The 17,021-nt window shown below is 68.0% G+C and carries 11 protein-coding genes; 6 read left to right on the forward strand and 5 right to left on the reverse strand.

The window, feature by feature from the left end; genetic code table 11:
• Positions 1-78: 78 nt before the first annotated feature.
• From DB31_RS07225 to DB31_RS07235, 3 genes are read left to right on the forward strand one after another with little or no spacing between them, the layout of a single operon-like run.
• Positions 79-540 carry a response regulator gene (locus DB31_RS07225; RefSeq protein ID WP_052419881.1) on the forward strand — a complete coding sequence of 154 codons (462 nt, stop codon included), beginning with the start codon at positions 79-81 and terminating at the stop codon, positions 538-540.
• 21 nt (positions 541-561) lie between these two features.
• Positions 562-3,234, forward strand: a complete 2,673-nt coding sequence (mprF, locus tag DB31_RS07230) for a bifunctional lysylphosphatidylglycerol flippase/synthetase MprF (RefSeq protein WP_240486574.1) — start codon at positions 562-564, stop codon at positions 3,232-3,234.
• Positions 3,231-3,938 carry a virulence factor family protein gene (locus DB31_RS07235; protein WP_052419782.1) on the forward strand — a complete coding sequence of 236 codons (708 nt, stop codon included), beginning with the start codon at positions 3,231-3,233 and terminating at the stop codon, positions 3,936-3,938. The genes mprF and DB31_RS07235 overlap by 4 nt, the downstream gene beginning before the upstream one ends.
• Before the next feature lies 1 nt (position 3,939).
• Here DB31_RS07235 and DB31_RS07240 read toward each other — a convergent pair whose 3' ends face one another.
• From DB31_RS07240 to DB31_RS07260, 5 genes are all read right to left on the reverse strand, one after another.
• The gene (locus DB31_RS07240; protein ID WP_044184444.1) at positions 3,940-6,813 is read right to left on the reverse strand and encodes a TonB-dependent receptor; all 2,874 of its coding nucleotides are present in this window, start codon (positions 6,811-6,813) and stop codon (positions 3,940-3,942) included.
• Complete coding sequence (locus DB31_RS44590) at positions 6,810-8,510, reverse strand: serine/threonine-protein kinase (RefSeq protein ID WP_052419783.1); 1,701 nt, start codon at positions 8,508-8,510, stop codon at positions 6,810-6,812. Before DB31_RS44590 ends, DB31_RS07240 begins: the two co-directional genes overlap by 4 nt.
• Positions 8,511-8,561: 51 nt before the next feature.
• Complete coding sequence (locus tag DB31_RS07250; RefSeq protein ID WP_044184447.1) at positions 8,562-9,731, reverse strand: serine hydrolase domain-containing protein; 1,170 nt, start codon at positions 9,729-9,731, stop codon at positions 8,562-8,564.
• 29 nt (positions 9,732-9,760) lie between these two features.
• Positions 9,761-10,816, reverse strand: coding sequence for a DUF697 domain-containing protein (locus DB31_RS47805; protein WP_052419784.1), 1,056 nt, complete (start codon positions 10,814-10,816; stop codon positions 9,761-9,763).
• Positions 10,817-10,890: 74 nt separating this feature from the next.
• Positions 10,891-11,640: a hypothetical protein gene (locus DB31_RS07260; protein WP_044184450.1), complete on the reverse strand. Its 750-nt coding sequence runs from the start codon at positions 11,638-11,640 to the stop codon at positions 10,891-10,893.
• 131 nt (positions 11,641-11,771) lie between these two features.
• On the opposite strand from DB31_RS07260, the gene carB reads away from it, so the two are divergent.
• The 3 genes from carB (at position 11,772) to DB31_RS07275 (ending at position 17,013) form a co-directional block, all read left to right on the forward strand.
• Entirely contained in the window at positions 11,772-15,011 is a 3,240-nt protein-coding gene (carB, locus tag DB31_RS07265; RefSeq protein WP_044184452.1) for a carbamoyl-phosphate synthase large subunit, read from the forward strand.
• Positions 15,012-15,065: 54 nt separating this feature from the next.
• Entirely contained in the window at positions 15,066-15,974 is a 909-nt protein-coding gene (locus tag DB31_RS07270; RefSeq protein ID WP_044184455.1) for a hypothetical protein, read from the forward strand.
• Between the two features lie 61 nt (positions 15,975-16,035).
• Positions 16,036-17,013 (forward strand): C39 family peptidase, encoded by a 978-nt coding sequence (locus DB31_RS07275; protein WP_044184457.1) that lies wholly within the window; start codon positions 16,036-16,038, stop codon positions 17,011-17,013.
• The last annotated feature ends 8 nt before the right edge of the window (positions 17,014-17,021 follow it).

Consider the following 17,021-nt stretch of genomic DNA (forward strand, 5'->3'; position numbering starts at 1 on the left):
GCCTCGTGTGGCTGCCCGCGAGTGCATCGCCTCAGCTCTGAAGCGGCGCTGGCATGTCCTGTGCTCATGAGTGCCGGCATGTTACGGCAATGGAGTGCGAAGCCATCGCTGAAGTTCACCTCGTCGCACAAGGAGCCAGAAGAGGGGCTTGAGCCTCCCTTGCGGATCCTGGTGGCCGATGACCAGCCTGAGATGCGCAGACTCATTCGGGGTGCGCTCGTTCGGGACGGGTACGAGGTGGTCGAGGTGGCGAACGGCCCTGCCCTCATCCACGCGCTCATCTCCGGGCTGCTGGAGGAGCAGACCCGCGCGCCCGACCTCATCATTACAGACGTCCGGATGCCGGGCATGACAGGACTGGAGGTGCTGGCCCGCCTCCGCCGGGAGGCCTGGTCCATTCCCTTCATCCTCATCACCGCCTTTGGGGATGAAGCGCTGCACAGGGAGGCGGAGCGCTTGGGGGCTGCACGTGTCCTCGACAAGCCATTCGAGCTGGCGGAGCTACGGGCCGCCGTGCGCAGGGTCCTCAAGCCTCACTGAAGCCTGGCCAGGAGGTGTCCCATGTCTCAGGCAAGCACGCTGGCTCCCGCTCCCCTGGCGCCCGCCCCCTCAGTGCCGCCCTCCCCACGCCGGGGCCTCGGACAGCGGCTGATGCGGTGGTGGGAGCGGGCGCGTCAGGGGCCTTGGGGCAAGGTGGGCCGAGCCCTGCTCGTCCTGTTGCCGCTGATCCTGATGGCGGCGGCGGGCCGGACGCTGGCGAAGGAGCTGGCTCAGCTCCGCTGGGAGCAGGTCGCGCTGGCGATGTCTGCCCTTCCGGGCTGGCGCGTGGGATTGGCCATGCTCGCCACCGCTGGCAGCTACCTCGCGCTCACCTTATATGACGTGTTGGCGCTCCAGTACGTGGGCCGTCGACTGCCCTACCGGCGCGTCGGCCGCATCTCCTTCACCGCCTGCGCTCTGGGGCACAGCATTGGCCTGTCGGTGCTCGGCAGCGGCTCGGTACGCCTGCGCCTCTACACGGATCAGGGGCTGTCCGTCGTCGAGGTGGCGCGCATCGCCGCCTTCACCTCGGCGACGTTCTGGACGGGCCTCCTGTTGGCCGGTGGGTTGTGCGTGGCGGTGTCTCCCGAGGCGCTCGCTTTTCTGCAAGTGTCCTCCGGAACCGTGCGCGCCGTAGGAGTGGGGCTGCTGCTGCTCGTGGGGGGCTATGTCTGGGTCTGTGCCCTCGCTCACCGGAGGGCGGGCGCCCCGGGCCTGCGCTCGCACCTGCCTCGGCCGTCCTTGGCGGTGAGGCAGGCGCTGGTCTCCAGCATGGACTGGATGATGGCGGCGCTCGTCCTCTACCTGCTGCTGCCTGCGGAGTCGGGGCTGTCCCTGCCAGGCGTGGTGGCCCTCTTCGCCGCCGCGCAGTCGCTGGGGATTCTCAGCCAGGTTCCCGGCGGCCTGGGCGTGTTCGAGTTCGTCATGGTCACCGCGCTCGCACCTCGGGTGCCCATGCCCGCGGTGCTCGGGGTGCTCGTCGTCTACCGCATGCTCTACTATGTGCTGCCGCTGGTGCTGGCCCTGGCACTGCTGGGGAATCACGAGCTCTCGCACCGGCGCGCGGAGTTCCGGCAGCTGTTGAACGGCGTGAGGGCCACGCTGGCGCCGCTCATGCCTCCGCTGGCCGCGGCCGCGTGCTTCGTGGCGGGCGCGGTGCTCCTCTTCTCCGGTGTCACTCCGGCCGTACCCTCGCGGCTGGAGTTCCTCAGCCACTTCGTGCCGCTGCCGCTGCTGGAGCTCTCACACCTGCTTGGGAGCCTCACGGGCATGGCCCTGCTGCTGCTGGCGCTGGGCCTCAAGCGTCAGCTGGATGGGGCCTTCGTGTTGGTGCTCGGGCTGCTGCTGGCGGGCGGCGTGCTGTCCCTGCTCAAGGGAGGGGATTATGAGGAGGCAACGCTGCTCTTCACCACCGCGCTGGTGCTGACACCGTTCCGCTCCCGCTTCTACCGGCACGCCTCGTTGTTCGCCCAGCGCCTCAGTGTCTCCTGGCTGCTGGCGGTGCTCGCCGTGGTAGGGGCCTCGGTGGGGTTGGGCTTCTTCTCCTACCGGCACGTGGACTACAGCCACGAGCTCTGGTGGCAGTTCACCCTGGAGGGCGATGCGCCCCGCTTCCTTCGCGCCCTGGTGGGCATGCTGAGCCTGTCGCTGTTCTTTGGCATCGCCACGCTGCTGCAGCCCGCCGCCGCGCGCCCGCGCCTGCCGGGCGCCGTGGAGCTGGCCGTGGCCCGTCCCCTGGTGGCGCACGCCCCCGAGTCCTCCGCGCACCTGGCGCTGGTGGGAGACAAGGCGCTGCTCTTCAACGACACGCGCACCTCCTTCCTCATGTACGGCGTGGCGGGGCGCAGCTGGGTGTCCATGGGCGATCCGGTGGGGCCGCCGGACGAGGCCACGGAGCTGGCGTGGCGCTTCCACGAGCTGGCGGATCGGCACCACGGGTGGACCTGCTTCTACCAGGTGGGGCCCTCGGCGCTGCCGCGCTACCTGGACATGGGGCTGGCGCTGCTGAAGCTGGGCGAGGAGGCCACCGTGCCGCTGGGGGGCTTCCTCTTGGAGCTGCCCGAGTTCAAAGGCCTGCGCCACACGTGCCGCAAGCTGGAGAAGGAGGGGGTGACCTTCGAGGTGTGCCCCGCCCAGCAGGTGCTGCCGCTGCTGCCAGAGCTGGAGTCCATCTCGCGCGCGTGGATGGACGAGAAGCAGACCCGCGAGAAGGGCTTCTCACTGGGCTTCTTCTGCCCGCGCTACCTCCGGGAGGGCCCCGTCGCGCTGGTGCGCCACCAGGGGCGCCTGGTGGCCTTTGCCAACATGTGGGTCCCGCTGTTGCGCGAGGAGTTCTCCGTGGACCTGATGCGCCACCGGCCCGAGGTCCCGCGCGGGGTGATGGACTTCCTCTTCACGCAGCTGATGCTGTGGGGGCGGGAGCAGGGCTACGAGCGCTTCAACCTGGGCATGGCGCCCTTCAGCGGGATGATGTCGCGCAGCCTGGCGCCGCTGTGGCACCGCCTGGGCACCTTTCTCTTCCGCCACGGTGAGCACTTCTACAACTTCCAGGGTCTGCGCCAATACAAGGAGAAGTTCCACCCGGTGTGGACGCCGCGCTATCTCGCCGCGCCGGGCGGGTGGGTGCTGCCTCGGGTGCTCGCGAACATCGCCACGCTTGTGTCGCGCGGCCTCACGGGAGCGGTGTCGAGATGAGAACCTCACGGTGGTGCGGTGTCCTCGCGGGCGCGCTGCTCGCGCTCACGGTCCAAGCGGCTTCCGGGCAGCCGCTCGAGCCCGTGGGAGATCTGCCCCTCGTCGAAGTGCCCGCGGCCACGCCTTCATCCGACAGCTTCGCGCTCCTTCTCACGGGGGATGGAGGCTGGGCGCCTCTCGACAAGCACCTCGCAGCGGCGCTCAACACCCAGGGCATGTCCGTGGTGGGCTGGGACTCGCTGCGCTACTTCTGGAAGCGGCGGTCGCCCGAGGACACGGCGCGGGACGTGGGCCGGGCGATGGCGCACTACCTGACGGCGTGGGGGGCGCGGCGCGTGGTGCTCGTGGGTTACTCGCGCGGAGCGGATGTCCTCCCCGCCATCGTGGCCCGGCTCCCCTCGGAGCTGCGTGAGAAGGTGCGGCTGGTGGCGCTGGTGGCCCCCGGCCACAGCGCCGAGTTCGAGGTCCACGTCCTGGATCTGCTCGGCGGTGGAGGCGGGGACTACCCAGTGCTCCCCGAGGTGAAGGCACTCGGGGGGATGCCCGTGCTGTGCCTCTATGGAGACGAAGAGCTCAAGGAGAGCCTCTGTCCCAAGCTGTCCGAAGTGACGGGAGTCCAGGCGCTGAGGCTTCACGGAGGGCACCACTTTGACGGGAACTACACGCGTGTGGCCCGCGCCATCATCGACGCCTTGGGGCAGTGAGTCAGAAGGATCTCGACAGGCCCAGGCGGACCTCGCGGCCGTACTGAGGCACGCTGGGGCGCTGGTAATCGGGGCTGATGGGCGTCAGCGCCCGCTCGTCGAGCAGGTTGTACACGCCGCCGTAGTAGCGGAGCTGCCAGGGCTGGAACTGACCGGACATCACCAGGTTCATGTACAGCGACTGGGGAATGCGCCGCCCGCTGAAGTCGTAGCGGGCGCCGGTGAACACCAGCTCCGCGCCCGCAACCAGTCCCTGTTTCAGGATGGGGAGGCCGAAGCGCGCGGAGATGGCGTGCTCGGCCGAGTTCACCAGTTGCTGCTCGGTGGTCTCCTCATTTCCTTCCTCTCGAATCACCTGTCCGGGCTCATCGAGGCGGGTCTGCAGATAGCCGGAGAGGCTCACGAGCTGTCCCGTGCCCGGGGCGTAGCGCAGCTCGAACTCCGTGCCTCCCAAGCCGAAAGGCCCCGAGGCCGAGTACCGGTAGGGCGGCGTCGAGCCGGGCATGGTACGGACGATGTCTCCGTAGGAGTTGAGGAACGCGCCGACGATGATGCTCGTCTCATCGCTCACGGTGTGCGTGTGCTCGAGCGCCAGGCTGAAGTGGCTCTCCGAGTTCAGCTCCGTGGGCCTGATCCGGTCGAAGGGCCGGAAATCGTACCGGAGCTCGCGCTCGCTGGGGCCTCGCCCGGTGACGCCCGAGGTGAACTTGAGGCTGCCGCCCTCGTAGGGCTTGCTGACGATGGCCAGCACCGGTGCCAGCTTGAAGACCTGATCGAACGCCCCGCGGGCCCGGAGGCTCTCGCGCACGGGGTTGATGCGTGAGCCGAAGTGGAGGAGGAACCACGGCTTGGGCGCCCACTCGTAGCTGCCATAGAGCGTGAACTCGGTGCGCTGGCCAGGGTAGAGGTCCACCTTGGGGCCGTTGCCCGCTTGGAGTGTTCCGTCCAGGGACAACGACTGCTGGAGCGCTGTGCCCAGGATGATGCGGCTGGTGTTCGAGCGCGCCCACTCGAACCGGACCTCTCCCGAGAGGCTCACCCCTTGGCCGGTCTCCGAGCCCTGAGACTCGGGGGCGGCGGTGGATGGCGTGCGCAACGAGTAGTCGCTCACGTCGAGCGCCACCCGCGACAGCAGGAAGCTGCCCCCGGGGTAGGTGCGGCTGTACTGCAGGGCCGCGAACCCCCGCAGATCCGTGGCCTGGACAGCCGAGGCTCCCGCCCAAAGGAAGCCGGTGGGGACCTGCTTGGTGCGGTGGATGAGCCCGGAGGTGAGCGCGAAATTCTTGTACCGCCCGAAGGCGAAGACGCGCTGAGAGGTCTCCAGGTCGGAGAGCAGCGTCTCCGTGGAAGGCAGGGGGAGCGGATCCCCGATCGAGCGCCCAGCTCCCGCCAGCACCACCAGCTCTCGCTCGCCGCTCTTGGTCGAGGCCATCGACTGGAAGTCCGCGCCGGGCAGGGTGTTGGCGCTCAGGCTGAAGCGCACGTGCACGCCGTCCTCGGGGCGCCGCGTCACCACGTTGACGAGGCCGAGGAAGGCGGTGGTGCCGAAGACCATGCCCTCGCCGCGCACCACCTCGATGCGCTCCACCTGGGCCATGTCGATGCCCAGGTCCATTCCGAGCGGGCCGTAGCCGCGGGCAATGTCGTTGAGAGGGTGCCCGTTGAGCAGCACGAGGATGCGTGCGTTGGCGTTCTCCGGCACGCCGAAGCCGCGCATGCCCGCGGAGTCATAGAGCCGGTCGGTCCACACCTGGAGGCTGCGCACCGAGCGCAGGGCCTCGGCCACCGTGCGGTAGCCGAACAGGCGCAGCTCCTCGGCGGTGATGATGGTGGTGGATGCGGGCGCGTCCTCGAGGCGGATCTGCCGCTGGGTGGCACCGGCGACCTCCAGCCGCAGCGGCTTGAGCTTGGCCTCCACGGGGAGCAACTGCCGATCCTTCAGCTCCACCTCGGTGCGGAAGGGCTCGAGGCCCTCTTGGCGAACCTCCACCACGCGTCGTCCGGCATCGACGCCCTCGATGACGGCGGGGGTGAAGCCCACCTCCCGGTCATCCACCAGCACCACCGCGCCGTCGACGTTGGCCCGAACCACCAGGCTTCCGGTGAGCCGGGGCGCGGGGGGCTCGGGCACGAGCCGGAGCTCCACGGGGCGCGTCTGGTCCGCCACCACCTCGATATCCTCTAGGTCCGGGAGGAAGCCGGGCGCCACCACGCGCAGGAGCATGCGCCCGGGCCGCAGGTTCTTCACCTCTCCGGGGCCTGTCCGCAGCACCTCTCCGGTCTCCTCGAGCCGGATCTCGGCCTGCGGGGGCACGCCGCGGATGTCGAGCCCGCCCACGATGAGGGCCAGCTCGCCGGTGGCCAGCACCTCGCGCCCGCGTACCACCTCCACCTCGAGCTCGGCCGAGCGGTAGCCGTCGAGGTCCAGCAGGATGCGGTGGCGGCCAGGCTTGAGCGCCAGTGTCTTCGGGGTGGACCCGAGCGCCCCGAGATCTCGCCGGCCGACGAAGATGGAGGCACCAGGAGGGGTGGACTCCACGCGGACGAGGGCCAGCCTCGGGCGGAGGTAGGCGAGGGCCTGATCCACGTCCTTGCGCTCATCCTGGGGGAGGGGCTGCCGGGCGAGCTCGGAGTAGGCGCGGAAGGCCTCGTCGTAGAGCTGCAGCCGGCCCAGCGTGGAGGCGATGTTCAGCTGCACGTTCCGGTTGGGCACCAGCCGGTTGGACGCGTAGAACTCCTGAAGCGCGTCCTCGAAGCGGCCCTGGCGCTGGAAGGCGAGGCCCCGGCGGAAGTGGAACTCGGCCTCGTCCGCGACATCCGCACCCTGGGCCGCGCCAGCGATCAGCAGGAGGAGCAGGAGCAGCGCACGGCTCATCGCTGGTCCATCGTCTTGCCGAAGGGGGTGCTGTTCGGGAGGGCGGCCTTGTTCAGCTTGACCTCCCGGGTGGCGCCCTCTTGCGGAACCAACTCGATGTCCTGGCTGGTGTAGCCCTTGAGGGAGAGGCTGAGCTTCACCGGCTCGTTGGGAGTGAGCGCGAGCTTCATTGGCGTCTCCCCGAGGCTCTGGCCGTCTCGGCGCACGGTGGCACCCAGGGGCTTGCTGGTGACAGTGACGGTGACCTTCTTGAGGTTCAACGTGAACCTGAGCTCTGCGGACTCGCCCATCACGTGGGTGTGCTGGATCGACTCCAGGCCAGGGGCTTGGAGGGTGAGAGCGACGCGCGTGCCCGGCTGGATGGGAAGGGTGAGCGGCGTCTTGCCTTTGAAGTCGCCTCCCACGCGCACCTCGACCTCTGAGGGATGCGAGACGATCGTCAGCGTGGGGAGCTCCGCCGCCGCCGCCGGTGGGACGGGAGGCATGGGGACCGGCGGAGAGCCCGGGCGGGCCAGGAAGACAGCGCCGCCCGCGAGCATGAGAGCGAAGGCCCCGAAGAGCGCGAGTCGGCGCCCCTTGTGAGGGGCGTGCGGAGCGGTAGGAGACGGAGGGGCACTCGGCGCGGGCGCGTCGCTGGGAGGGAGCGCGCCGCGCTCGGGCGTCAGATAGGTGCGGGTGAGACCGGAAGGCTGAGGGGTCGCACCCGAGGGCGTGCGGACGAAGGTGCTATCGAGCCCCGTGTTGGGAGTGATCTCGGCACGCACCCGGGAGCGCTCTTTGTAATCGGGATAGGCGGAGCGCAGGAATGCCGCGAGGTGGGCCAGGGAGGAGGGCTGCTGGTTCTTGAGGAGCCAGTCCTCGAGGGCCAGGGCGAACTGGCTGGAGTTGGCGTAGCGGTCCTCGGGGCGGCGGGCGAGCGCGCGCATCACCACGGCATCCAGGTCCACCGTGCACGCAGGGTTCAGGGTGGAGGGCGGCGCGATGTTGGCCTCGCGGGCGGCCTTCAGCGTGCCAGGGTCCGAGTCGCGTTGCAGGGCCCGTTGGCCTGTGAGCAGCTCGTGGAGGACGAGGCCCAGGGAGAAGAGATCGCTGCGGGCATCGAGCGGCTCACCCTCGGCCTGCTCCGGCGACATATAGGCGAACTTGCCCTTGAGCTGGCCTGCGGCGGTGGTGTTGGCGGCGCGTCCTGCGGCCTTGGCGATGCCGAAGTCGATCAGCTTGACGGCGCCCTCGAAGCTCACGAGGACATTGGAGGGCGAGACGTCGCGGTGGACGATGCCGAGCGGCTGGCCGCTGTCGTCGGTGAGCTCGTGGGCGTAGTGCAGGGCGGAGGCGGCATCCGCGATGATCCGGCAGGCGAGGGCAGGAGGGAGCCGGGCGCCGCGCTCGGCAAGGTGCTGCTGGAGCGAGCGGAGGTCGACGCCGGGCACATACTCCATGGCGAGGTAATGGGTCCCGGCGTGCTCGCCCAGCTCGAAGATCTGGCAGATGTGGGGGTGATTGAGCTGGGCGGCGATCCGAGCCTCGTCGAGGAACATGGTCATGAAGCCCTGGTCCCGGGACAGGTGGGCCAGGAGCATCTTGACGACGACGAGCTTCTGGAAGCCTTCGGCGCGGTTGCGAGCGAGGTAGAGCTGTCCCATGCCCCCGGTGGCGAGGGGCTGGAGCAGCTCGTAGTGGCCAAAAGGTTCGCCCATGAAGCGGGGGATTCTAAGCATTTCCGGGAATGGGACGCACCCTTCGACAGCTCAATGCGCGTTGGGCATGGTCTCGAACGGCCAAGGGCGTGCGGCGGCCGAGGGGCCTCTGCCACCCCCTGTGCGCTGGCCCAGCCAGAGATCCGCGATCTGCTGGGCCAGCCGCCACGGTTCGCCGCCAGCACGGTTCGTCAGGACGATGACCGTGAGGTGCTGCGCGGGATACTTCACGATCGCGTTGGTGAAGCCCGAGGTCTCACCGTGGTGGGAGAGGCGCATACGGCCCTCGTCGTCATCGATGAACCACCCGAACCCGTAGCGCGCGGAGGAGCCATCCGGAAGCCGAGCGGGAGCCCAAGCGAGCTGCTGAGTGGTCTCAGGGATCAGCGCGTGCGTGTCCAAGGCCTTGTTCCAAGCCAGCAGCTCCACCACGGACGAGTAGATCCCTCCATCGCCGAGAACGGCACTGGTGGGGCTCTGGTCCCGAGGACGGAAGCCCTGGGCTTCGGCGACGTAGCCGTAGGCGCGGTGAGGCACCGTCGAGATGCCCTCTTCGTGGGCGACAGTGGAGTGCATGCCGCTGGGAACGAAGACGCGGTCATGCAGGAAGGAGGCGAACGACATCCCGCTGACCTGCTCGACGATGAGGGCGAGCACGGCGTACCCCGAATTGCTGTAGCGCACAGCGGTTCCGGGCGGGAAGTAGGTGTGGTCCACGCGGGAGAGGAGGGCGAGGACATCGCGATCCTTTACCTGCACGGTCTGGGTGCTGGGGACGAAGTCCTCATAGTCCCAGATTCCCGAGGTGTGATTGAGCAGATGTCGGACGCGGACCTCGCTCAAGTACGCGGGGAAGCCGGGGAGCACATCCACGACACGGTCGTCGTAGCGGAGCTTGCCCTGTTCGACGAGGAGCATGATCGCCATGGCGGTGAACTGCTTGGTGAGCGAGGCCAGGCGGTAGTGGGTCTCTGACGTGGTCGGTGTGCGCGACTCCAGCTTCGCCAGACCGTAGGTGCCGCGGAGGACCTCCTGCCCGTTCTGAATCACGATGAAACTGGCCCCGGGGCTGTCGGGCGAGGCATAGGCGCTGAAGATCGAGTCCACCTCGCGCCGCATGTCATCCTCGGGCGCGGTGGCACTGAAGGTGGATGCACAGCCAGCGAGCAGGGCACAGAGGGTGAGACTGGATACGGAGGTCGCGAGGGCAGGGGAGTGCATGGGGGCGAAGGGCTACCAGCGGAGCCCGGTCAGGTCAGCAACTGGCCCACTTGTCCAGCCAGCTCCAGGTCAAAGGGATCGAACTCCAGCGAGCCCATGAGGACGGCCATCTTGGGGTCTCTCTGTCCGGTGGCGATCTGCAGGAAGTCGTCGTCCTTGCTGCGCACCGTCACCCGAGGCGTGCCGTTCAAGCCTTTCTTGACCCACTGCTTCTGCGCGCCGAGATCCACGGTCCACTGACCGCCATGGTTGCCACTGATATCCAGATGGACCACCGCCCCAATGCTTCGGGCGAGTTCTCGCTTCGTCTCGATGCGCCGGGGCAGTTCCCGCTCGATCAGCGTGCGCACGGTGAGCGGCGCCTCCGCTTTGGAGGGGGCTTTGTTCGCGGCCGCCTTCTTTGTGGCCACCTTCTTCGCGGCCGCCTTCTTGGCTGGGGCGGCTTTCCCTAGCGGCTTCTTCTCCACGCTCTTCTTCGTGGCAGCCTTCTTCGCGGACTTTCGTGGCGCGGCCTTGGGGGATTCCTCCTCGTCTTCCGCAGGCTCTTCCGAGCCCTGGTCCGCCACGGCTTTGATCTTCTCCTCATTCTGCTTGCGGAACTTGTCGAAGGCGTCTCTGGAGAAGAGGGAGCTCCCCTCGTCCTTGGCCTTGCGGAACACTTTCTCCAGGTCTTCCTGAGAGGCGTTTGGGTTCTTGAAGTACTCCATGGCCACGCGGCCCATGGCCCAGTTGGCGGCGAAGGCGGGGACCACCGTGAGCAGGGCTCCGATGATGGGCAACAAGGCCTTGATGCCTTGCCGCGCCAGGAAGCCGACGCCGGCGGTGGCGCCCAGCTCGAGGATGAGATCTTTGGCTGAGGCCTTGTCGACCTTCCGGCCATAGATGTGACCGATCGTCATCACCATGCCGGTCTGGATGGGCAGCATCAGCACTACATCCGAGAGCGGAATGGGCGAGATGGAGACCACCGCAGAGGCATAGGAGCACAGGTTGATGACATCTCGCGCAGCCTGGTCCCTCTGCGCCACGGATGCCTTGCTGAAGTCCCGCGTCCGGATGTCATCCAGCGTATCGAGCCACGACATGATTTCCCCCCTCCCGTGGGCCCAGCATACCCGCATCTCGTGCTCGGCAAGGGCCGCGCGCGGTCCAGTGGGGATCAGTCCGTGTAGGCGAAGGCCTTCGGAGGTGTCCCAATCGGAGCCCGGAAGAGCAGGATCGCCGCGTGCCCGGAGAGGTTGCCCACGGCCAGGTAGATGTCCGGATCCCTGAGGGAGCCCAGCCCCAGCCGTGCCGGGGGCTTGCCGTACTTCTTCTCCATCTCCGCCATCGAGAGGACCTCGATGTCGTACAGATTCATCAGATCCGTGCGCTTCGTGCGCAGCTGCTTCACCCACGCGGCCACCAGCTCTTCCGGGGTGTTGTACCGCTTGTCCTCCAACTGGAACGGGTAGGTCAGCTCTCCCGCTGCCCGCCGAGCGTCCCCCGTGATCAGGTTCTCCAGGATGAACCGGGCCTCGGACTTCACCTGCTCCCGTCTGTAGGTCTCCGCGTCATCCTTCTTCTCCGGGACTGGGGCTGCGGCAGCCGCCGGAGCAGGTGGGGCGGCCTGTGGCTTTGGCGCGGGAGCAGGCGCGGCCGTTGGAGCCGGTGCTGCGGCCGCCGGAGCAGGCTTCGGCGCAGGAGCAGGCGCCGCCGGAACTGGAGCGGTCGGCTGGGGCTCGGCCGGAGGTGGTTTGGCCTCAGACGGAGTCGGCTTCGCCTCCGCCGCAGGGGCAGGGGGAGGTGCCTTGGGCTCGGCTGCCTGAACGGCCGGCGGAGCCTGGGCCGGCTCGGCGGCTGGCTCGGGCGTCTGAGCGAGAGCAGGTGAGGTGAGGGTGACCATCAAGGCCAGGGTCCAGCGACGCATGACACCTCCAAGGGGCCCGGGGGTTTTACCAGAGCCTTGCCCGGTTGGCCCGGTTCCCTCCGGGGGCCTCCAACACCCCGCGTTATTCACCGCGTGCATGTCCGGCGCGAGGTTGCTATGGGGGCCCCCCGATGCCCAAGCGCACTGATATCCGCAAGGTTCTCGTGATCGGCTCTGGGCCGATCGTCATCGGCCAAGCCGTGGAGTTCGACTACTCGGGGACGCAGGCCATCAAAGCGCTCCGTGACGAAGGCGTGGAGGTGGTGCTCCTCAACAGCAACCCCGCCACCGTCATGACGGACCCCGAGTTCGCTCACCGCACCTACATCGAGCCCATCACCGTCGAGGCCGCCGAGAAGATCCTCGCCGCCGAGCGCCCCGACTCGCTGTTGCCCACGATGGGCGGTCAGACAGCCCTCAACCTCGCCAAGGCCCTCGCCGAGCAGGGCATCCTCGAGAAATACGGCGTCCGCTTGATCGGCGCCTCGCTCGAGGCCATCAACAAGGCCGAGGACCGCCAGCTCTTCAAGGCCGCCATGCAGAAGATCGGCGTGGACCTGCCCAAGAGCGGCTACGCCAAGACGATCGACGAGGCCCTCGCCCTCATCGAGGAGATTGGCTTCCCCTCCATCATCCGCCCCTCGTTCACCCTGGGCGGCACCGGTGGCGGCATCGCCTACAACCGCGACGAGTTCGAGACCATCTGCCGCTCCGGCCTCAAGGCCAGCCCTACCTCCACCATCCTCGTCGAGGAGAGCGTGCTCGGCTGGAAAGAGTACGAGCTGGAGGTGGTCCGCGACTCCGCCGACAACGTCATCATCGTCTGCTCCATCGAGAACCTGGACCCCATGGGCGTCCACACGGGCGACTCCATCACCGTCGCCCCCGCGCAGACGCTCACCGATCGCGAGTACCAGCGCCTCCGTGAGGCCTCGCTGCGCATCATCCGCGAGATCGGCGTCGACACCGGCGGCTCCAACATCCAGTTCGGCGTCAACCCGCGCGACGGGCGCATCGTCGTCATCGAGATGAACCCGCGCGTCTCGCGCTCCTCCGCCCTGGCCTCTAAGGCCACCGGCTACCCCATCGCGAAGATCGCCGCCAAGCTGGCCCTGGGCTACACGCTGGACGAGCTGCGCAACGACATCACCCGCGATACCCCCGCCTCGTTCGAGCCCACCATCGACTACGTGGTGGTGAAGATCCCTCGCTTCAACTTCGAGAAGTTCCCCCGCGCCGACCGCACCCTCACCACGAGCATGCGCTCGGTGGGCGAGGTCATGGCCATTGGCCGCACCTTCTCCGAGGCCTACCTGAAGGCCCTGCGCTCCATGGAGCTAAGCAGGCTCGCGCTGGAGCCCGTGGAGTTGCCCAAGGAGAAGGAGGAGCGGGAGAAGGTGCTCAGCGAGGCCCTCCGCATCCCTCGCCCCGAGCGCCCCTGGTTCGTCTCCCAGGCGTTCCGCGAGGGCTTCTCCGTGGAGAAGGTGCACGAGCTCTCCGCCATCGATCCGTGGTTCCTCCGGAAGATCGAGGACCTGGTGCACCGCGCCCAGGCGCTCCAGGAGTTCGGCCGCCTGGATCAGATCCCCGACGAGGCCCTGCGCGAGGCCAAGTCGTTCGGCTTCTCGGACCGGTACCTGGGCCAGCTGCTGGGCTACCCCGAGGCCGAGGTCCGCGCTCACCGCCACGCCCGGGGCATCCGCCCCGTGTACAAGCGCGTGGACACCTGCGCCGCCGAGTTCGAGGCCTACACGCCCTACCTGTACTCCACCTATGAGGAGGAGGACGAGGCGCCGCCCACGGACCGCCAGAAGGTGCTCATCCTGGGCAGTGGCCCCATTCGCATCGGCCAGGGCATCGAGTTCGACTACTGCTGCGTGCACGCCGCCTTCGCCCTGCGCGAGGCCGGGTACGAGACGGTGATGGTCAACTGCAACCCGGAGACGGTGTCCACGGACTACGACACCTCGGATCGCCTGTACTTCGAGCCGCTCACCATCGAGGACGTGCTCGAGGTGGCTCAGCGCGAGAAGCCCGTGGGCGCCATCGTCCAGTTCGGCGGCCAGACGCCGCTCAAGCTGAGCGTGCCGCTGGAGAAGGCCGGGCTGGCGGTGCTGGGCACCTCGCCGGACGCCATCGACCGCGCCGAGGATCGCGAGCGCTTCGCCAAGCTGATCGAGAAGCTCGGGTTGACGCAGCCGGAGAACGGCGTGGCCCGCAGCCACGAGGAGGCCTTCCGGATCGCCGAGCGCATTGGCTACCCGGTCATGGTGCGCCCCAGCTACGTGCTCGGCGGCCGCGCCATGGAGACGGTCTACGACGAGGCCAGCCTGGAGCGCTACATGCGCGAGGCTGTCAGCGCGTCCCCCGAGCATCCGGTCCTCATCGATCGCTTCCTGAAGGAGGCCATCGAGGTGGATCTGGATCTGGTGGCCGACCGCACGGGCGCGGTGCTGGTGGGCGGCGTGCTGGAGCACATCCAGGAGGCCGGCGTGCACTCGGGAGACGCGGCCGCCACGCTGCCGCCGCACTCGCTGTCGCCCGATCTGGTCGAGCGCATGAAGGATCAGGCGATCGCCCTGGCTCGCGAGCTGAAGGTGGTCGGGCTGATGAACGTGCAGTTCGCCATCCAGGGGAAGATCATCTACATCCTCGAGGTGAACCCGCGCGCCAGCCGCACGGTGCCGTTCATCTCGAAGGCCACCGGCATCTCCCTGGCGAAGCTGGCCGCCCTGTGCATGGTGGGCAAGACGCTGGAGGAGCTCGGCCACACGCAGGAGGTCGAGTTCAAGCACGTCGCCGTGAAGGAGTCCGTGTTCCCGTTCGCGCGCTTCGCCGGCGTGGACGTCATCCTCGGGCCCGAGATGAAGTCCACGGGCGAGGTGATGGGGCTGGCCGACGACTACGCCTCCGCGTTCGCCAAGAGCCAGCTCGCCGCCGGGGTGAAGCTGCCGCGCTCCGGCCGGGTGTTCATCTCCGTGAAGAACGACGACAAGCCCGCGGTGGTGGATCTGGCCCGCCGCCTGCGAGCCCTGGGCTTCGAGCTGATCGCCACCGCTGGCACCCACGCCTACCTGGCTACCAAGGGCATCCAGGCCCAGTTGGTGCAGAAGGTGAAGGAGGGCCGCCCCAACATCGTCGACAAGATTGTCGACGGGGCGATCCAGCTCGTGATCAACACCACCTTCGGCAAGCAGGAGATCTCCGACAGCTTCTCCATCCGCCGCGAGTCCCTGATGCACGGCATCCCGTACTACACGACGGTGCAGCAGGCCCGCATGGCGGTGGGCGCCCTGGAGGCCCTGCGGCGCTCGGAGCTGAGCGTCAAGCCGCTCCAAGAGTACCTGAAGCTCACGCAGCGCTACGGCTGAGACGAGGAGCCACTCCCAATGGCACACTCGCGGGACATTCTCGGGAGGTGTGCCATGTCGATGTGCGCTCGCGCTGCGCTGCTCTTGGGGCTGATGCTGGCTGCAGCCTGCACCAGCGGCCCCCGGCCGGAGATGGTCCTGGCCTCGGGCCAGGGGGGACCTTTCGGGCTGACCTCGGATTCGACGTACCTCTACTGGACCAACAGCACCGGTGGGCAGGTGATGCGCATACCGAAGGAGGGCGGTCCCCCCGTGACGCTCGCCTCTGGCCAGTTCGAGCCTCATGCCATCATCAGCAGCGGGCCCCACATGTTCTGGGCCAATCGGGGTAACCAGACGATCATGAGAAAGCTGCTGCCGGGCGGTGATCCTGTTGTGGTGGCCACCGGGCAGCCGGATCTGGAGGGGCTGACGCTGACGGAAGACTTCGTCTACTGGGCCAGCGGCTCCTCAGTGGTGAGGAAGGCGTCGCTCTCCGACGGGGTTGTCTCCGCGGTGACGGATGTGCCCAGTGGCCCCAAGGATCTCGCCATCAGCGGCAGCCCGCACATCTACTGGTCCAACGCCGATGGCTCCATCCGCCGCGCGCCGCTGGAGGGCGGGAGGGAAGAGATCGTCGCGAAAGCGGGGCAGAACGCCACCAGCCTCGCGCTCAATAGCACGCACGTGTACTGGACCACGTTCTTCGGCGCGATCCACCGCGCCCCCCGGGACGGGGGGACCGTGGAGACGCTCGCGGAGGGGGAAGACCATCCGCGCTCCATCGCGGTGGTGGACTCCTTCATCTATTGGGCGGCGGGCGGCGAGAAGGACGGGGCGATCCGGCGGATGCGCCACTTGGGCCTCGGCAAGCCGGAGACGTTTGCCGCGGAGCAGGGCGAACCGGCGGGAATCGTTATGGATTTGGAGAACATCTACTGGGTGAACCAGGCGAGCGGCACGGTGGTGCGTGCGCCCTTGTGAGCCGGGCGCAACCTTGTCGGTGTCCTGGCGATAATTCCGCATATTCGCGGAGATTGAAAAAATGACCCGGATCAACGGCTCGCCCACCCCCCTGCGCCTGCGCTCCACTGAGGACTCGGCTCTGCCGCCGGCCTCCAAGCCCGTGGCCACGGCAGCCCCCGCGAAGCTGACGGGCTTCTCGGGCGCCTCCGGGTTCACTGGCGGCTCCTCCAATCCCTGGGTGGATGGCCCGCACGGCCGGGCTCCGAGCGGCGCTCAGAAGCTGTCGCCCAACGATCTGGGCGTGATTCCGCAGGACCAGGGCAACACCAACGCGTGTGGCACCACGTCGCTGGCCAATGTGCTGACGCACTGGGGCCAGTCCACCACGCACGAGCAGATCGACAAGGACATCCGCGCCTTCGACATGTTCTCGGCGCCGGACAAGATCGTCGACTACGCGAACTCGCACGGCATGCGCGCGGAGATGAAGGTCGACGCCAGCGTGGATGACATCGCGAAGATGGTCGACCAGGGCGTGCCGCCGATCGTCCTGATGGACCCGGACAGCGACAAGAACCTCAACCTGCACTACGTGACGGTGTCCGGCTACAACCGCGACGCGAACGGGAAGATCACGGATCTGGTGATCTCCGACAGCGCGGGCGGCGACCGCTACACGATGCCGGTGGAGGAGTTCCAGAAGAAGTGGGACGACCTCAAGATGAAGGGCGTCGGCACGGGCCTCAACAACGTGATGATCTCCGTGGTGCCCAACGACGGCCGGAAGATCACCGGTGGCGACGGGGTGACGCGCAGCGCCTCCGACATCCAGCTGCCCAAGTCCAGCTTCTGGAGCAACCTGAAGTCCAGCGCGGCTCGCGGCGTGGCCAACCTGCTGGCGAACGTGACCAACGGCGCCAGCAAGGTCTGGGACGGCGTCAAGACGGTGGGCAACGCCATTGCCGATGGCGTCAAGGCCGCAGGCAACGCCATCGGTAACGCCGCGTCCGCGGTGGCCGATGGCGCCAAGAAGCTCTGGAAGTCGATCTTCGGGTAGCTGTGTTT

The organism is Hyalangium minutum (assembly GCF_000737315.1).
Classification (GTDB): Bacteria; Myxococcota; Myxococcia; order Myxococcales; family Myxococcaceae; genus Hyalangium; species Hyalangium minutum.

What these genes read in the sequence shown, in the direction of transcription:
- DB31_RS07225 (WP_052419881.1), top strand. Translation starts at nt 79, where the DNA reads ATGTTACGGCAATGGAGTGCGAAGCCATCGCTGAAGTTCACCTCGTCG.
- mprF (WP_240486574.1), top strand. Translation starts at nt 562, where the DNA reads ATGTCTCAGGCAAGCACGCTGGCTCCCGCTCCCCTGGCGCCCGCCCCC.
- DB31_RS07235 (WP_052419782.1), top strand. Translation starts at nt 3,231, where the DNA reads ATGAGAACCTCACGGTGGTGCGGTGTCCTCGCGGGCGCGCTGCTCGCG.
- DB31_RS07240 (WP_044184444.1), bottom strand. Translation starts at nt 6,813, where the DNA reads ATGAGCCGTGCGCTGCTCCTGCTCCTCCTGCTGATCGCTGGCGCGGCC.
- DB31_RS44590 (WP_052419783.1), bottom strand. Translation starts at nt 8,510, where the DNA reads ATGGGCGAACCTTTTGGCCACTACGAGCTGCTCCAGCCCCTCGCCACC.
- DB31_RS07250 (WP_044184447.1), bottom strand. Translation starts at nt 9,731, where the DNA reads ATGCACTCCCCTGCCCTCGCGACCTCCGTATCCAGTCTCACCCTCTGT.
- DB31_RS47805 (WP_052419784.1), bottom strand. Translation starts at nt 10,816, where the DNA reads ATGTCGTGGCTCGATACGCTGGATGACATCCGGACGCGGGACTTCAGC.
- DB31_RS07260 (WP_044184450.1), bottom strand. Translation starts at nt 11,640, where the DNA reads ATGCGTCGCTGGACCCTGGCCTTGATGGTCACCCTCACCTCACCTGCT.
- carB (WP_044184452.1), top strand. Translation starts at nt 11,772, where the DNA reads ATGCCCAAGCGCACTGATATCCGCAAGGTTCTCGTGATCGGCTCTGGG.
- DB31_RS07270 (WP_044184455.1), top strand. Translation starts at nt 15,066, where the DNA reads ATGTCGATGTGCGCTCGCGCTGCGCTGCTCTTGGGGCTGATGCTGGCT.
- DB31_RS07275 (WP_044184457.1), top strand. Translation starts at nt 16,036, where the DNA reads ATGACCCGGATCAACGGCTCGCCCACCCCCCTGCGCCTGCGCTCCACT.